Annotated in this window: 18 protein-coding genes; 8 read left to right on the top strand and 10 right to left on the bottom strand. The window is 63.6% G+C overall.

Annotated elements, in window-relative coordinates; all coding sequences use genetic code 11:
- Positions 1-3: 3 nt before the first annotated feature.
- The gene (locus ABSY17_RS23805) at positions 4-1785 is read right to left on the bottom strand and encodes a stimulus-sensing domain-containing protein (RefSeq protein WP_378946359.1); all 1782 of its coding nucleotides are present in this window, start codon (positions 1783-1785) and stop codon (positions 4-6) included.
- A 21-nt stretch (positions 1786-1806) separates the two neighbouring features.
- Positions 1807-2508 (bottom strand): response regulator transcription factor, encoded by a 702-nt coding sequence (locus tag ABSY17_RS23810; RefSeq protein ID WP_378946361.1) that lies wholly within the window; start codon positions 2506-2508, stop codon positions 1807-1809.
- A gap of 359 nt (positions 2509-2867) precedes the next feature.
- Here ABSY17_RS23810 and ABSY17_RS23815 point away from each other — a divergent pair, with 359 nt between their 5' ends.
- The 4 genes from ABSY17_RS23815 (at position 2868) to ABSY17_RS23830 (ending at position 6318) form a co-directional block, all read left to right on the top strand.
- Positions 2868-4478 carry a phosphoenolpyruvate carboxykinase gene (locus ABSY17_RS23815; RefSeq protein WP_378946363.1) on the top strand — a complete coding sequence of 537 codons (1611 nt, stop codon included), beginning with the start codon at positions 2868-2870 and terminating at the stop codon, positions 4476-4478.
- A gap of 85 nt (positions 4479-4563) precedes the next feature.
- Positions 4564-5001, top strand: a complete 438-nt coding sequence (gene arfB, locus ABSY17_RS23820) for an alternative ribosome rescue aminoacyl-tRNA hydrolase ArfB (RefSeq protein WP_378946365.1) — start codon at positions 4564-4566, stop codon at positions 4999-5001.
- 82 nt (positions 5002-5083) lie between these two features.
- Positions 5084-5602: a peptidoglycan-binding protein LysM gene (lysM, locus tag ABSY17_RS23825; protein WP_378946367.1), complete on the top strand. Its 519-nt coding sequence runs from the start codon at positions 5084-5086 to the stop codon at positions 5600-5602.
- A 98-nt stretch (positions 5603-5700) separates the two neighbouring features.
- Positions 5701-6318 (top strand): alpha-ketoglutarate-dependent dioxygenase AlkB family protein, encoded by a 618-nt coding sequence (locus tag ABSY17_RS23830; RefSeq protein ID WP_378946369.1) that lies wholly within the window; start codon positions 5701-5703, stop codon positions 6316-6318.
- Here ABSY17_RS23830 and coaA read toward each other — a convergent pair.
- Genes coaA through hisB form a run of 8 tightly spaced genes read right to left on the bottom strand, consistent with a single transcriptional unit; the run spans position 6315 to position 11223 of the window.
- Positions 6315-7274: a type I pantothenate kinase gene (gene coaA / locus ABSY17_RS23835; RefSeq protein ID WP_378946371.1), complete on the bottom strand. Its 960-nt coding sequence runs from the start codon at positions 7272-7274 to the stop codon at positions 6315-6317. The two genes, ABSY17_RS23830 and coaA, sit on opposite strands and share 4 nt — an antisense overlap.
- A gap of 30 nt (positions 7275-7304) precedes the next feature.
- Positions 7305-7631: a phosphoribosyl-ATP diphosphatase gene (locus ABSY17_RS23840; RefSeq protein WP_378946373.1), complete on the bottom strand. Its 327-nt coding sequence runs from the start codon at positions 7629-7631 to the stop codon at positions 7305-7307.
- A gap of 19 nt (positions 7632-7650) precedes the next feature.
- Complete coding sequence (hisF, locus tag ABSY17_RS23845) at positions 7651-8436, bottom strand: imidazole glycerol phosphate synthase subunit HisF (RefSeq protein ID WP_378946375.1); 786 nt, start codon at positions 8434-8436, stop codon at positions 7651-7653.
- Positions 8433-9197: a 1-(5-phosphoribosyl)-5-[(5-phosphoribosylamino)methylideneamino]imidazole-4-carboxamide isomerase gene (gene hisA / locus ABSY17_RS23850; RefSeq protein WP_378946376.1), complete on the bottom strand. Its 765-nt coding sequence runs from the start codon at positions 9195-9197 to the stop codon at positions 8433-8435. The genes hisF and hisA overlap by 4 nt, the downstream gene beginning before the upstream one ends.
- Before the next feature lie 2 nt (positions 9198-9199).
- Positions 9200-9493 (bottom strand): DUF1330 domain-containing protein, encoded by a 294-nt coding sequence (locus ABSY17_RS23855; protein WP_378946378.1) that lies wholly within the window; start codon positions 9491-9493, stop codon positions 9200-9202.
- The gene (gene hisH, locus ABSY17_RS23860; RefSeq protein WP_378946380.1) at positions 9490-10140 is read right to left on the bottom strand and encodes an imidazole glycerol phosphate synthase subunit HisH; all 651 of its coding nucleotides are present in this window, start codon (positions 10138-10140) and stop codon (positions 9490-9492) included. Before hisH ends, ABSY17_RS23855 begins: the two co-directional genes overlap by 4 nt.
- Position 10141: 1 nt before the next feature.
- On the bottom strand, positions 10142-10621 hold the full coding sequence (locus ABSY17_RS23865) for a DUF2628 domain-containing protein (protein ID WP_378946382.1): 480 nt from the start codon (positions 10619-10621) through the stop codon (positions 10142-10144).
- 2 nt (positions 10622-10623) lie between these two features.
- A complete protein-coding gene (hisB, locus tag ABSY17_RS23870; RefSeq protein ID WP_378946384.1) occupies positions 10624-11223 on the bottom strand; it encodes an imidazoleglycerol-phosphate dehydratase HisB in 600 nt (199 codons plus the stop codon).
- Positions 11224-11411: 188 nt separating this feature from the next.
- Here hisB and hslV point away from each other — a divergent pair, with 188 nt between their 5' ends.
- The 4 genes from hslV to hslU are packed head-to-tail and all read left to right on the top strand — an operon-like array spanning position 11412 to position 14381.
- Positions 11412-11960 (top strand): ATP-dependent protease subunit HslV, encoded by a 549-nt coding sequence (hslV, locus tag ABSY17_RS23875; RefSeq protein WP_378946386.1) that lies wholly within the window; start codon positions 11412-11414, stop codon positions 11958-11960.
- Positions 11950-12471: a GNAT family N-acetyltransferase gene (locus ABSY17_RS23880; RefSeq protein ID WP_378946388.1), complete on the top strand. Its 522-nt coding sequence runs from the start codon at positions 11950-11952 to the stop codon at positions 12469-12471. Before hslV ends, ABSY17_RS23880 begins: the two co-directional genes overlap by 11 nt.
- The gene (locus ABSY17_RS23885) at positions 12468-13070 is read left to right on the top strand and encodes a DUF2585 domain-containing protein (RefSeq protein ID WP_378946390.1); all 603 of its coding nucleotides are present in this window, start codon (positions 12468-12470) and stop codon (positions 13068-13070) included. Before ABSY17_RS23880 ends, ABSY17_RS23885 begins: the two co-directional genes overlap by 4 nt.
- Positions 13071-13073: 3 nt before the next feature.
- A complete protein-coding gene (hslU, locus tag ABSY17_RS23890; protein ID WP_378946392.1) occupies positions 13074-14381 on the top strand; it encodes an ATP-dependent protease ATPase subunit HslU in 1308 nt (435 codons plus the stop codon).
- Positions 14382-14459 lie beyond the last annotated feature (78 nt).

Here is a 14459-nt window from a genome sequence, read left to right on the forward strand (position 1 = left end):
GGGTCAGCCTTCGGCCGGCAGGGTGACGATAAAGCGCGCACCCCTGATTTCACCGGGCTTGGTGCCGGCGATGTTCTCGGCGGTCAGCGTGCCGCCATGGGCCTCGACGATCTGGCGGCTGATCGACAGGCCGAGGCCGGAATTCTGGCCGAAGGCTTCACTCGCGGGCCGGTCGGTATAGAAGCGCTCGAAGATGCGGTCGATGTTTTCGGCGCCGATGCCGGGGCCGTTATCCTCGACGGTAATGACGTTGAACTTGCCGACGCGCGACAGCGTGATGCTGATGTGGCCGTGACCGTCGGGCACGAAGGAGCGCGCGTTCTCGATCAGGTTGGTGATGACCTGGCCGATGCGCAGATCGTGGCCGAGCACATTGTAGTTCTTCACGCCGGCCGGCAGCTTGGCGGCCGTGAACTCGATCTCCACCGGCTTCTTGCGGCTGGTTTCGCGCGACACCGAAACCAGGTCGCCGATGAATTTCTTGAGATCCAGCCTGGCAGCGTCTTCGCGCGCCAGTTCGGCATCGAGCCGGGAGGCATCGGAAATGTCGGTGATCAGCCGGTCGAGGCGCTTCACGTCGTGCTGGATGATCTCCATCAGCCTGGCGCGCGAATTCTCGTTCTTGGCCAGCGGCAGCGTCTCGACCGCGCTGCGCAGCGAGGTCAGCGGATTCTTGAGTTCGTGCGAAACGTCGGCGGCAAAGCTCTCGATCGCCTCGATGCGGGCGTAGAGCGCATTGGTCATGTCGCGCACGGCGACCGACAGGTTGCCGATCTCGTCCTGGCGGTCGGAGAAATCGGGGATTTCCTCGCGGTTCTTGCCGCCACGGCGAACCCGGTTGGCGGCGGCCGAGAGGCGGCGAAGCGGGTTGGCGATGGTCGAAGCGAGCAGCAGCGACAGAAGTGCCGTAACCAGCGCCGCGACACCGAAGATGCGCAGGATGGCCTTGCGCTCGGCGGCCACGATCTTGTCGATGTCGCCGCCTTCGGTCGACAGCATCAGCACGCCGAGCACCGCGCGGAAGCGCTGGATCGGCACGGCCACCGAGACGATCTGCTCGCCCTTTTCGCTGACGCGGACGATCGTCGCCGGGCCGCCGGTCAGTGCCTGCATTACCTCGGGGAAGGCGGCGCCATTGCCGCCGGGCTGCTCGCGGTAGACCGGCAGCGTTCGATCTCGGAACAGGTCGAAGACGAATTTCTGCGCCCGCTCCATGAGCGTCGGCTCCTCCTCTTCGACCGGAGGCAGGTCGTAGCGCAGAATCTGGCCGCGGGAATAGAGATGGCGTGAATCGAGCAGCAGGTTGGCGTCGCGGTCAAAGATGCGTGCCCGCGTGCGGGTAGGCGTGATCAGCCGCCGCAGCACCGGGGCGACGCGTTCCGGATTGATCGGAAAATCGAGGCTGTCGAGTTGGTCCGAACCGGGCCCGATGCTCTCGCCGGCCTGCATCTCGAGCAGCTTTTCGGGGTCGATCCTGATCGAATCCGTCTCGACGGTCGCCGAAGACGCGATGGCGCCGGCGATGATCTCGCCCTGCGTCATCAGGCTTTCGACCCGGGCGCCGATCAGCCCGTCGCGGAAGGTGTTGAGGTAGAGGATGCCGCCGACCATTACGGCCAGGCCGGCAAGGTTGATGAAGAGTATCCGCTTGGTCAGGCTGGAGAAGAAGTGATGGCCGAGGAAACGGCTCAGCCAATGCCTCGCCCGATCGAGAAACGAAGACGAGCGGCCGTGCGGCCGCTTGGCAGCGGCGGACGGCTTGCTCATCTCTGCTTCCATCGCCATCTGGCCCAGTCCCCGCCGACCTTACGCCTCGCGGAACCTGTAGCCGACGCCGTAGAGGGTCTCGATCATCTCGAAATCGTCGTCGACAGCCTTGAACTTCTTGCGCAGGCGCTTGATGTGGCTGTCGATCGTGCGGTCGTCGACATAGACCTGCTCATCATAGGCCGAATCCATCAAGGCGTCGCGGCTCTTGACGACGCCGGGACGCTGGGCCAGCGAATGCAGGATCAGGAACTCGGTGACCGTGAGCACAACAGGCTCGCCCTTCCAGGTGCAGGTGTGGCGCTCCTGGTCCATCACCAGTTGACCACGCTCGAGCGAGCGCGCCTGTTGCGTCGGTGCCTTGGTGGCCGCCTCGCGGGCACTCGCCCGGCGCAGCACGGCCTTCACGCGCTCGACCAGCAGGCGCTGCGAGAACGGCTTCCGGATGAAGTCGTCCGCGCCCATCTTGAGGCCGAACAGCTCGTCGATCTCGTCATCCTTGGAGGTCAGGAAGATCACCGGCAGGTCGGTCTTCTGGCGCAGCCGGCGCAGCAGCTCCATGCCGTCCATGCGCGGCATCTTGATGTCGAGGATGGCGAGGTTCGGCGGACGCGCCGCCAGCCCCTCGAGGGCGGAGGCTCCATCGGTATAGGTCTCAACACGATACCCTTCGGACTCGAGCGCAATCGAAACCGATGTCAAAATGTTGCGGTCGTCGTCGACAAGCGCGATCGTTGCCATTTCCAGCGGCTCCCTCATGTGCGGGTGTCCCTTCCTGCTTGGTGCAGGGCTTGTGCAGGACAAATTAGGTACAAAATGTGGCATACGCCCCAACGACGGGGAGCGCAATCGCCACGTCTGTTGCTCCCTTATATGGGGCTATGCAGCGAAAACCCGAACAAAAAATCTGTCGCACCTTTGGACCCGGCGGCCGATTCCCCATCATTTAAACGATTTAGGCAAATTTCAAAATATTTAAATCGATTAATGATTTGATATCGCTCGTCTTTTCTGTTTCAGCCTGCCTAGGTCCCTCGGGGACAACGGCGTCCGGCCCGCAGACCGGACATTGGCGTCAAAGCAAAACGAGGCTTCACCAGATGTCGGAAACCGGAAAGCGCAATCCCGCATGCGGGATCGAAACGGCAGGGCTCAAAACGTCGGGCACCGTCCGCTATAATTTCGGTGCGGCCCTGCTTGCCGAAGAGGCGATCCGCCGCGGCGAAGCCAGGCTGACCGCCCATGGCGCACTCGTCGCCTACACCGGCCAGCACACCGGCCGCTCGCCCAAGGACAAGTTCGTCGTCCGCGACGCCAACACCGAAGCCCATGTGTGGTGGGACAACAACAAGCCGATCAGCCCTGAGCAATTCGACGCCCTGCACGCCGATTTCCTGGCGCACGCGGCCGACAAGGATCTCTTCGTCCAGGACCTGATCGGCGGCGCCGACCGTTCGCTCAGCCTGCCGACGCGCGTCGTCACCGAGTTTGCCTGGCACTCGATGTTCATCCGCAACCTGCTGATCCGACCGGAAGCGAGCGAGCTGGCGAGCTTCGTGCCTCAGATGACGATCATCGACCTGCCGTCGTTCCGCGCCGACCCGGCCCGCCACGGCGCCCGCACCGAGACGATCATCGCCGTCGACCTAACCCGCATGATCGTGCTGATCGGCGGCACCGCCTATGCCGGCGAAATGAAGAAGTCGGTGTTCACAGCACTCAACTACCTGCTGCCGGCCAAGGGCGTGATGCCGATGCATTGCTCGGCCAATGAAGGCCCCGACGGCGACGCCGCGGTGTTCTTCGGCCTGTCCGGCACCGGCAAGACCACGCTTTCGGCCGACCCCAAGCGCACGCTGATCGGCGACGACGAGCACGGCTGGGGCCCGGACGGCATCTTCAACTTCGAAGGCGGCTGCTACGCCAAGACGATCCGCCTGTCGGCCGAGGCCGAGCCGGAAATCTTCGCCACCACCGAGCGCTTCGGCACGGTGCTCGAGAACGTCGTCCTGGATGACAATCGCGTTCCCGACTTCGACGACGGCTCGCTGACCGAAAACACCCGTTGCGCCTATCCGTTGGACTTCATCCCGAATGCCAGCGCCACCGGCCGCGCCAGCCATCCCAAGAACATCATCATGCTGACGGCCGATGCCTTCGGCGTGATGCCCCCCATCGCCAAGCTGACCCCGGCGCAGGCGATGTACCACTTCCTGTCGGGCTATACGGCGAAGGTCGCCGGCACCGAGCGCGGCGTGACCGAGCCGGAAGCGACGTTCTCGACCTGCTTCGGGGCGCCTTTCATGCCGCGCCATCCCAGCGAATACGGCAACCTGCTGCGCCAGCTGATCGCCGACCACGGCGTCAACTGCTGGCTAGTCAACACCGGCTGGACCGGCGGCGCCTATGGCGTGGGCTCGCGCATGCCGATCAAGGCGACGCGTGCGCTGCTTTCGGCGGCCCTCGACGGCTCGCTGAACGCGGTCGAGTTCCGCACCGACGCCAACTTCGGCTTCGCCGTGCCCGTCTCGGTTCCCGGCGTCGACGGCAAGATCCTCGACCCACGCTCGACCTGGGCCGACGGTGCTGCCTATGACCGCCAGGCAAGGAAGCTGGTGACGATGTTCATCGACAATTTCGGCAAGTTCGAAAGCCACGTCGATGCCGCCGTTCGCAGTGCCGCCCCGCATGCGCAGGAAGCGGCCGAGTAAGCCGCTCCGCAGCAAAACCTTCCAGATCAGGCCCGGCCAAGTGCCGGGCCTTTTCTTTTTGGCCCCGTCGCGGCATGAGTTGCGCATGAGCGCCGACGAGAAAATCATCATTGCCAGCGACGTGGTCATCCATCCCGATGACCTCGAGGAGAATTTCATCCGCTCGTCAGGGCCGGGCGGCCAGAACGTCAACAAGGTGGCGACGGCCGTGCAATTGCGCTTCGATGCCGCGAACGCACCAGGCCTGCCCGAACGCGTGCGCGAACGCACCATCAAGCTGGCCGGCCAGAAGGCGACCAAGGACGGCGTCATCGTCATCGAGGCCGGGCGCTTTCGAACCCAGGAACAGAACCGGGCGGACGCCAGGGAAAGGCTGACGGCACTCGTCGCCAAGGCGGCCGAGCCGCCGCCGAAACCGCGCCGCAAGACCAAGCCGACCAAGGGTTCGATCGAAAGACGGCTCAAGAGCAAGGCCGGGCGCTCGACGGTCAAGAAGCTGCGGGGCAGGGTCGACGGCGACTAAGTGTTGGAGATCGATCCTACTTCCAATTTGCCAATGCGGATGCCAAGGTTTTGGCCGACTGTTGCAGCAAGGGAGATGACCAATGGGTATGTTCGATTTCGTCAAGAACGTCGGCAAGAAGCTTGGCTTGGGCGGCGAGGAAGAGGCCCCAACCGCGGAGTCCCTGAAAAAAGAGCTGGATTCGCACAAGCTCGGCACCGACAATGTCGAGGTCATCGTCAAGGGCGACACGGCGGTGCTGTCAGGCGCAGTCAAGGACCAGTCGACCTACGAAAAGGCGGTGATCGCCGTCGGCAACACGCTCGGCGTGTGCAAGGTTGAGGCCGACGAACTGAAGCTCGTGGCCCCCGATTCCGGCCTCAAGCTCGACGGCAAGGTCGACATGACCGAGCTGGTCAAGGCGGTGACGCCTGCCAAGGCCCCGGTGTTCTACACCGTCAAGAAGGGCGACAACCTGTCGAAGATCGCCGAAGCCCAGTACGGCAAGGGCAAGGGGTCGAAATACACCGTCATCTTCGAGGCCAACAAACCGATGCTGACGCACCCCGACAAGATCTATCCGGGCCAGGTGCTGCGCATTCCCGATATCGCAACAGCCTGATCCGAAACGTCATTCGGTGCGGAACGGCGGCTTTCGGGTCGCCGTTTTGCTTTTCAGGTGGCATTCTGGACGGCCAGATCTAACAAGGCAGCTGAAACGTGCTCGTATTGCCCAAAGGCGTCCGCCACATGCCCGGCTTTATTGCCCGCGAGGCGCAGGAGAGCCTGGTCGAAAGCGTGCGCGAGGTGGTGAAGGCAGCCCCCCTCTACACGCCCGCCATGCCCAACACCGGTAAGGAAATGAGCGTGCGGATGACCAATTGCGGCAGCCTCGGCTGGGTCACCGACAAGGAGCGCGGCTATCGCTACCAGCCGACGCATCCCGTGACCGGCGAGCCATGGCCGCCGATCCCCGAGGCGTTGCTTTCACTGTGGCGCGAGGTCTCGGGCTATCCGCATCCGCCGGAGGCGTGCCTGGTCAATTTCTACACCGACACGGCGAAGATGGGCCTGCATCAGGATCGCGACGAGCAGGAATTTTCAGCCCCCGTGGTTTCGGTGTCGCTCGGCGACGCCTGCCTGTTCCGCGTAGGAGGCACGAAACGCGACGACCGCACCGTGTCGTTCAGGCTGGAAAGCGGCGACGTCGTCGTGCTCGGCGGGGAGGGCAGGCTCGCCTTCCACGGCGTCGACCGCATCTATCCCTCGACCTCGGCGCTGCTCAAGAACGGCGGCCGCATCAACCTGACGCTGCGACGGGTGACGAAGCCGGACTAGAGCTTCCTGATCGCCACTTCCTCGACGAGATGGCCGGCGCCCTTCTTGAGGATGAGGTCGGCACGCGGGCGGGTGGGAAGAATGTTCTCGCGCAGGTTCTTCAGGTTGATGTTGGCCCACAGCCCCTCGGCGATGGCCCGCGCTGCATCTTCGGAGAGCTGCGAATAGCGGTGGAAGAACGAGGCGGGGTTGCGGAACGCGGTCTCGCGCAGCCGCATGAAGCGCTCGATATACCACTCGTGGATCAGCTGTTCCTCGGCGTCGATATAGATCGAGAAATCGAAGAAATCCGACACAAAGGGCACGAACTTGCCGTCCTTGGGCAGCTCGCGCGGCTGCAAGACGTTGATGCCCTCGAAGATCAGGATGTCGGGCCGGTCGACGGTGACGAACTCGCCGGGCATCACGTCATAGGTCAGGTGTGAATAGACGGGCGCGCGCACATTAGGCTGGCCCGACTTGATGCCCGACAGGAAACGCAGCAGCGCGCCGACATCATAGCTGTCGGGAAAGCCCTTGCGCTCCATGAGGTTGTCGCGGCGCAGCACATCGTTCGGGTAGAGGAAGCCGTCGGTGGTGACCAGATCGACCTTCGGGCTCGACGGCCAGCGGGTCAGCAGTTCCTTGAGGATACGCGCCGTGGTCGACTTGCCGACCGCCACCGAGCCGGCCATGCCGATGATGAACGGCGTCTTGGTGCCCTTGTCGGAATTGAAGAAGCGCTGGCGCTGGCGAAAAAGCTGCTGGCTGGTTTCGACATGGGCCGACAAAAGCCGCGACAGCGACAGATAGATGCGCCTCACTTCCTCGAGGTCGATCGGCTCATACATCGAGCTCAGCCGCGCGACCTCATCCTGGGTCAGCGTCATCGACATGTCGGCGCCGAACCCCGCCCAGTGCTCGGCCTTGAAGAACCAGTATGGAGAATACTTCTCCGACGGCGCGAATTGATCCATCGAACCTCCCCTGCGGGACCTGACCAGCGGTCAGCCCTCGTTCTTGCGCGAGGCCTTCTCGGCAATCCCGGACTGCGACGTGCGACGCTCGAGCTCAGTCATCACGTCCGCCATCGGAATGCCGGCAACAGCCAGCACGACGAGCCAATGATAAAGGAGATCCGCACTTTCCGAAACGAGGGCGCCATCATCACCCTTGACTGCGGCGATGACGGTTTCGACCGCTTCTTCGCCGAGCTTCTTGGCCGCCCGTTCCATGCCGCTCTGATAGAGCTTGGCGGTCCAGGAATTGGCATCGCCCGAACGGGCGCGCTCGGCAACGATCTTTTCGAGATCGGAAAGGGAGAATTCGCTCATTTCGGCCTCGGCAGTCAGGTCAGCCAATGGGATCGAGCCGCATCGGCAGACCCGCTTTTGCCATGTAGGCCTTGGCCTCGGCAATGGTGTAGGTGCCGAAATGGAAGATCGAGGCGGCGAGAACCGCCGTGGCATGGCCCTCGCGGATGCCTGATACCATGTGGTCGAGATTGCCGACGCCGCCCGAGGCGATGACCGGCGCGCGCACCGCGTCCGCGACAGCACGGGTGAGCTCGATGTCATAGCCGATCTTGGTGCCGTCACGATCCATCGAGGTCAGCAGGATCTCGCCGGCGCCGAGGTCGACGACCTTGATCGCGAACTCGACGGCATCGATGCCGGTGCGCTCGCGGCCGCCATGGGTGAAGATCTCCCAACGGTCGGCTTCACCCGGCGCCGACACCTTCTTGGCGTCGATGGCGACGACGATGCACTGGTTGCCGAACTTGTCGGCGGCCTCGGCGACGAAGGACGGGTTCTTCACCGCAGCCGTGTTGATCGACACCTTGTCGGCGCCGGCCAGAAGCAGCTTGCGGATATCAGTGACCTGGCGCACGCCACCGCCGACCGTCAGCGGCATGAAGCACTGCTCGGCGGTACGGGCGATGACGTCGAAGATGGTCTCGCGGTTGTCGGAGGAGGCGGTGATGTCGAGGAAGCAGAGTTCGTCGGCACCAGCCGCATCATAGGCCTTGGCCGCCTCGACCGGATCGCCGGCGTCGATCAGATCGACGAACTGCACGCCCTTGACGACGCGGCCGTCCTTGACGTCCAGGCAGGGGATGACACGGGCTTTGAGGGTCATGGCCGTTCCTCGAACAATCCGGCTTCCGGCTTGAGTTCGCCGCGCAGGATCGCCAGCGCCTCGGCCGGATCGATGCGGCCGTCATAGAGCGCGCGCCCGGAGATCGCACCTTCCAGCTTCTTCGCATCCGGCATGGTCATGCGCACGATATCGGCAAGCGAGGCGAGGCCGCCCGAGGCAATGACCGGGATCGAGACTGCATCGGCGAGGCCGATGGTCGACTCCCAGTTGATGCCGGCGAGCACGCCGTCGCGGTCGATGTCGGTGTAGATGATGGCAGCGACACCGGCACCCTCGAATTTCTTCGCCAGTTCGACGACGCCGAGGCTCGAGGCTTCCGCCCAGCCCTCGACCGCCACCTTGCCGCCCTTGGCGTCGATGCCGACGGCGACCTTACCGGGGAATTTTCTGCAGGCTTCCTTGACGAGTTCGGGGTCGCGCACAGCGACAGTGCCCAAGATGACGCGGGCGAGGCCCTTCGATAGCCAGCTCTCGATGTGGTCGAGCGTGCGGATGCCGCCGCCGAGCTGGACCGGGTTTTTGGTCGCCTTGAGGATCGCCTCGACGGCCGAACCGTTGACGCTCTCGCCAGCGAAGGCGCCGTTGAGATCGACCACGTGCAGCCACTCGAAACCCTGGTCCTCGAAGGCTTTTGCCTGGGCTGCTGGGTCGTTGTTGTAGACCGTCGCCTGGTCCATGTCGCCGAGCTTGAGGCGCACGCACTGGCCATCCTTGAGGTCGATGGCGGGGAAAAGGATCATGCTCAAACGCCTTCGACGATGACAAACTTGCCGATAGAGGCCGCGTGCCTGAGCTTCACGACTTCCTGGTATGCGGGTGAGTGGTAGCAGGCGATCGCCTGCTCGTAGGACTCGAATTCGACCAGGACATGGCGGTTGCCGGTCGGGCCTTCCGGCTGGTCATACTGGCCGCCGCGCACCAGAAGCTTGGCGCCATAAGGGGCAATCGCCGCAAGGTTGGCCGCGATATAGGCCGGATAGGCCTCGGGGTCGGTGATCTCGACCATCGCCATCCAGTAGCCCTTTTTCGTCGTCATGGCTTCCACCTCAGGAAATTGGCAATGAGGGCCAGACCAAGGGCCTGGCTCTTCTCGGGATGAAACTGGGTGCCGACAAGGTTGTCGCGCGACACTGCGGCGGTGACCGGCCCGCCATAGTCGGTGGTTGCCAGCACTTCTTTGTCGTGGCTGGCATCGAGATGGTAGGAATGCACGAAATAGGCGTGCAGCCCCTGGGGTCCGGTCGCGATGCCGTCGAAGATCGGGTGAGGGTGTTTCACGTGAATCGTGTTCCAGCCGATCTGCGGAATCTTGAGCGACGGATCAGACGGCGTGATCTCCTTGACGTCGCCCGCGATCCAGCCGAACCCTTGGGTGATGGTCTTTTCCAGCCCTCGCTCGGACATCAGCTGCATGCCGACGCAGATGCCGAGGAAGGGATGCGCTTTGCGGATAGCAACTTCCTCGACCGCCTCCCACATGCCTTCCACCGCACGCAGGCCGCGGGCACAGTCGGCATAGGCGCCGACGCCCGGCAGCACGATGCGATCGGCGGAACGCACGCGGTTCGCGTCCGCCGTCAGGTCGATTTCGGCCGAAATGCCGGCCTCGCGGGCGGCGCGTTCGAAGGCCTTGGTCGCCGAGCGCAGATTGCCCGAACCATAGTCGATGATGGCGACACGCATGTCAGTTTCTTCCGGGATATTGCAGGAGGCCGAGCGCCGCGCCCGAGGGCTCTCGGCGCGGTGCGGCCGACGAAACGGCAACGGCGGAGACAGGCCGGTCTTCGACTTGGCCGTCGGCGAAGAGGTAGCGCGTTTCGGCGTCAGCGGTCGAGTCCGCCTCGATCACGCCCCACTGGCGCCAACCGGCGCGGCGAAGCTTGGCGAGACGCAATGCCCCGCCTTCGAGCCCGACATAGAGCGAGATCAGCAGAGGCAGCAGGGTCGCGGGCAAGGAAGCGAGGCCCGCAGCTTCGATCACCGCGGCCAGCGCCAGCGTCGCCGCCAGGGTGACGATGGCCGCGAGCCAGAGCCGGTGCCACAGCAGCCACAGGATCGGCGCGATGAAGCCGAAGAAATAGAAGCCGTCGCGAACGAAGACGGCATTTTCCGAGGCGTTCTGTCCCGCCTTGACGGGCGGCTCCATGACGACATGGATGGCCATGGCTATCCCTTCAGGCTGCCCTTGGTCGAGGGTACGGCGTCTGGCTGGCGCGGATCGCTTTCAAGGGCCATGCGCAGCGCGCGCGCGACCGCCTTGAAGCAGGTTTCGGCGATATGATGATTGTTGGCGCCGTAATGGTTGGTGACATGCAGGGTGATGCCGGCGTTCTGGGCCAAAGCCTGGAAGAACTCGCGCACCAGCTCGGTGTCGAAGGTGCCGATCTTGGGCGCCGAAAACGCGACGTTCCAGACCAGGAAAGGCCGGCCCGAGACGTCGATGGCGGCGCGCGTCAAGGTCTCGTCCATGGCGAGGTCGATCGAGGCATAGCGCATGATGCCGCGGCGGTCGCCGAGCGCCTTGGACAGCGCCTGGCCGAGCGCGATGCCGCAATCCTCCACCGTGTGATGGTCATCGATGTGCAGGTCGCCCTTGGCGGACACCTTCATGTCGATCAGCGAATGCCGCGACAGCTGGTCGAGCATGTGGTCGAAGAAGCCGACGCCGGTGGCCATCTCCGAACGGCCGGCGCCGTCGACATGGACCGAGACCGAAATTTCGGTTTCCTTGGTCTTGCGGCTGACTTCGGCGGAGCGGGGGGCCATGGCGGATCCTTGTCCTGAAAAACGTCAGCCTAATAACAGCATGAGCTGCCGATTGCCAATTGCGCGAAAGGGCATTTCGTCGTCGCTTCGGCCGATTTGCATTCCTTGCGCGGCGGCATACATAAGACGAACTTTCACTCGTAACGCGCATGCCGCCTCGCAGGGGCCGCGCGCCATCGGAGCAGCATATGTCGAACGAACAGAGTATGCACGCCACCACGATCGTGACCGTGCGCAAGGGCAATAAGGTGGTCATCGCCGGTGACGGCCAGGTCAGCCTCGGCCAAACCATCATGAAGGGCAACGCCCGCAAGGTCCGCCGCCTCGGCAAGGGCAACGTCATCGCCGGGTTCGCCGGCGCCACCGCCGACGCCTTCACCCTGCTCGAAAGGCTCGAGGCCAAGCTCGAACAATATCCCGACCAGTTGACGCGCGCCTGCGTCGAACTCGCCAAGGACTGGCGCACCGACCGCTACCTGCGCCGCCTCGAGGCGATGATGCTGGTGGCCGACAGGAACGTGTCGCTGGCGCTGACCGGCACCGGCGACGTGCTGGAACCGGAATTCGGCGTCATGGCCATCGGCTCGGGCGGCAACTATGCGCTGGCGGCCGCCCGCGCGCTCATGGACACCGACAAGGACGCCGAGGAGATCGCCCGCAAGGCGATGCAGATCGCCGCCGACATCTGCGTCTACACCAACCACAGCTTCGTCGTCGAAACGCTCGATGCCGAATAAGGCGCCGGCACACTACTACTTCCGACCGGTGACAAGGGCCGACCTGCCGACGATCAAGGCATGGCTGGCCCAGCCGCATGTCGCCGAATGGTGGGGCGATGCCGACAAGGAGCTAGCCGAGATCAAGGAACATATCGACAGCATCTCGGTCGAGCCGCTGATCGTCGAACTCGATGGCAAGCCGATTGGCTACCTCCAGAGCTATGATCCGCACATGGAGGACGACCATCCCTCTCAGGATCAGCCTTTCGGCACGCTCGGCGTCGACCTTTCGATCGGGGTGCCCGAACTGGTCGGCATCGGCCATGGCCCTGATATCCTCAGGCAGTTCGTGGAGGAGCTGTTCGAGGAGGGTGCGCTGCGCGTCATAATCGACCCGGACCCGCGCAACAAAAGGGCCATCCGCGCCTATGAAAAGGCCGGATTCAGGCCCATCGGTGAAAGACATTCCGAATATGGGCCGGCGCTGCTGATGGCGGTCGATGCAGAAGAGGGGGAGTTTGAGGCATGAGCGCTATCGAGGACATCAAGGCCGCGGAAGCTGAGCGTGAAAAACTGGGCTGGTGGCTGCTGGTCGCGGCCCTGCTGATCGCGGGGCAAGCGGTCGCACTCTACTGGATGGGTCATCCGGCGATCAGCAAAAGCGGCTATGTCAAGCTGTGGCACGGGGTAGTGATGAGCTCGGAGAACTCACAGCACATCTCCGACTGGTACACCTTCTCCCACATCATCCACGGTTTCCTGTTCTATGCGCTGCTGAAATGGCTGATTCCGAACAGCCCGCTTGGCCTCAGGCTGGCGCTGGCGGTCGGCATCGAGGTGGCGTGGGAACTGGTGGAGAACAGCGAGTTCATCATCAACCGCTACCGCGAGGCGACCATTTCCCTCGACTATTACGGCGACAGCGTCCTCAATTCGGTGGCCGACACGCTGGCCATGATGCTGGGCTTTATGATGGCGGCACGGCTTCCTATATGGAGCGTCGTGACCCTGGCCATCATCTTCGAAATCGGCGTCGGTTACGTCATCCGAGATAATCTGACGCTCAACGTCATCATGCTGCTGCATCCCTTCGAATCCATAAAGCAGTGGCAAGCAGGAATTGTGTGACTCATGAGTACTTTCTCTCCCCGTGAGATCGTTTCCGAACTCGACCGCTTCATCATCGGCCAGAAAGACGCCAAGCGCGCCGTGGCGATCGCGCTGCGCAACCGCTGGCGCCGGCAGCAGCTGGACGGCCAGATGCGCGAAGAGGTGATGCCCAAGAACATCCTGATGATCGGGCCGACGGGTGTCGGCAAGACCGAGATCTCGCGCCGCCTCGCCAGGCTGGCGGGCGCGCCCTTCGTCAAGGTCGAGGCGACCAAGTTCACCGAGGTCGGCTATGTCGGCCGCGACGTCGAGCAGATCGTCCGCGACCTCGTCGAAATCGCCATCGGGCTGGTGCGCGAAAAAATGCGCGAAGACGTCAAGGCGCGTGCCCACCTCAACGCCGAGGAGCGCGTGCTCGAAGCACTCGTCGGCAAGACGGCGAGCCCGGCGACCCGCGACTCGTTCCGCAAGAAGCTGCGCGAGGGCGAACTCGACGACAAGGAAATCGAGATCGAGGTGGCCGACACCGGCACCGGTGGCATGCCGAGCTTCGACATCCCCGGCATGCCCGGTGGCAATATCGGCGTGCTCAATATCAACGACATGCTGCAGAAGGCGATGGGCGGCCAGCGCACCAAGACGCGCAAGACCACCGTCAAGGAATCCTACAACCTGCTGATCTCGGACGAATCCGACAAGCTGCTCGATCAGGAAGAGGTCGTGCGCAGGGCTCTGGAAGCGACCGAGAACGACGGCATCGTCTTCCTCGACGAGATCGACAAGATCGCCCGTGGCGACGTTGCCGGTGGGCCTTCGCGCGAAGGCGTGCAGCGCGACCTGCTGCCGCTGGTCGAAGGCACGACGGTGGCGACCAAATACGGGCCGATCAAGACCGACCACATCCTGTTCATCGCCTCGGGTGCGTTCCACGTCTCAAAGCCATCGGATCTCCTGCCCGAATTGCAAGGCCGCCTGCCGATCCGCGTCGAGCTTCGCGCGCTGGAAAAGGACGACTTCCGCCGCATCCTGACGGAAACGGAAGCCAGCCTGATCAAGCAGTATATCGCGCTGATGGCGACGGAGGGGGTGACGCTCGAATTCACCGATGACGCCATCGATGCGCTCGCCGGCATTGCCGTCGACCTCAACGCCAGCGTCGAGAACATCGGCGCCCGGCGCCTGCAGACGGTGATGGAACGCGTGCTCGACGAGATTTCCTACGATGCGCCGGACCGCAACGGCACCAGCGTGACGATCGACGCCGCCTATGTCGAAAAACATGTTGGCGATCTGTCGCGGAACACAGATTTGTCGCGTTTCATCCTTTAATCGGCTTGGCCGGACAGCTTCCGGCGCTGGCTGCTAGAAGACTGGCTGTAATCGACATGTGGCCGAATGGAACCATTC

This window comes from Mesorhizobium sp. ANAO-SY3R2, from assembly GCF_042466635.1.
Lineage (GTDB): Bacteria > Pseudomonadota > Alphaproteobacteria > Rhizobiales > Rhizobiaceae > Aminobacter.

What these genes read in the sequence shown, in the direction of transcription:
- ABSY17_RS23805 (WP_378946359.1), bottom strand. Translation starts at nt 1,785, where the DNA reads ATGGCGATGGAAGCAGAGATGAGCAAGCCGTCCGCCGCTGCCAAGCGG.
- ABSY17_RS23810 (WP_378946361.1), bottom strand. Translation starts at nt 2,508, where the DNA reads ATGGCAACGATCGCGCTTGTCGACGACGACCGCAACATTTTGACATCG.
- ABSY17_RS23815 (WP_378946363.1), top strand. Translation starts at nt 2,868, where the DNA reads ATGTCGGAAACCGGAAAGCGCAATCCCGCATGCGGGATCGAAACGGCA.
- arfB (WP_378946365.1), top strand. Translation starts at nt 4,564, where the DNA reads ATGAGCGCCGACGAGAAAATCATCATTGCCAGCGACGTGGTCATCCAT.
- lysM (WP_378946367.1), top strand. Translation starts at nt 5,084, where the DNA reads ATGGGTATGTTCGATTTCGTCAAGAACGTCGGCAAGAAGCTTGGCTTG.
- coaA (WP_378946371.1), bottom strand. Translation starts at nt 7,274, where the DNA reads ATGGATCAATTCGCGCCGTCGGAGAAGTATTCTCCATACTGGTTCTTC.
- ABSY17_RS23840 (WP_378946373.1), bottom strand. Translation starts at nt 7,631, where the DNA reads ATGAGCGAATTCTCCCTTTCCGATCTCGAAAAGATCGTTGCCGAGCGC.
- hisF (WP_378946375.1), bottom strand. Translation starts at nt 8,436, where the DNA reads ATGACCCTCAAAGCCCGTGTCATCCCCTGCCTGGACGTCAAGGACGGC.
- hisA (WP_378946376.1), bottom strand. Translation starts at nt 9,197, where the DNA reads ATGATCCTTTTCCCCGCCATCGACCTCAAGGATGGCCAGTGCGTGCGC.
- ABSY17_RS23855 (WP_378946378.1), bottom strand. Translation starts at nt 9,493, where the DNA reads ATGACGACGAAAAAGGGCTACTGGATGGCGATGGTCGAGATCACCGAC.
- hisH (WP_378946380.1), bottom strand. Translation starts at nt 10,140, where the DNA reads ATGCGTGTCGCCATCATCGACTATGGTTCGGGCAATCTGCGCTCGGCG.
- ABSY17_RS23865 (WP_378946382.1), bottom strand. Translation starts at nt 10,621, where the DNA reads ATGGCCATCCATGTCGTCATGGAGCCGCCCGTCAAGGCGGGACAGAAC.
- hisB (WP_378946384.1), bottom strand. Translation starts at nt 11,223, where the DNA reads ATGGCCCCCCGCTCCGCCGAAGTCAGCCGCAAGACCAAGGAAACCGAA.
- hslV (WP_378946386.1), top strand. Translation starts at nt 11,412, where the DNA reads ATGTCGAACGAACAGAGTATGCACGCCACCACGATCGTGACCGTGCGC.
- ABSY17_RS23880 (WP_378946388.1), top strand. Translation starts at nt 11,950, where the DNA reads ATGCCGAATAAGGCGCCGGCACACTACTACTTCCGACCGGTGACAAGG.
- ABSY17_RS23885 (WP_378946390.1), top strand. Translation starts at nt 12,468, where the DNA reads ATGAGCGCTATCGAGGACATCAAGGCCGCGGAAGCTGAGCGTGAAAAA.
- hslU (WP_378946392.1), top strand. Translation starts at nt 13,074, where the DNA reads ATGAGTACTTTCTCTCCCCGTGAGATCGTTTCCGAACTCGACCGCTTC.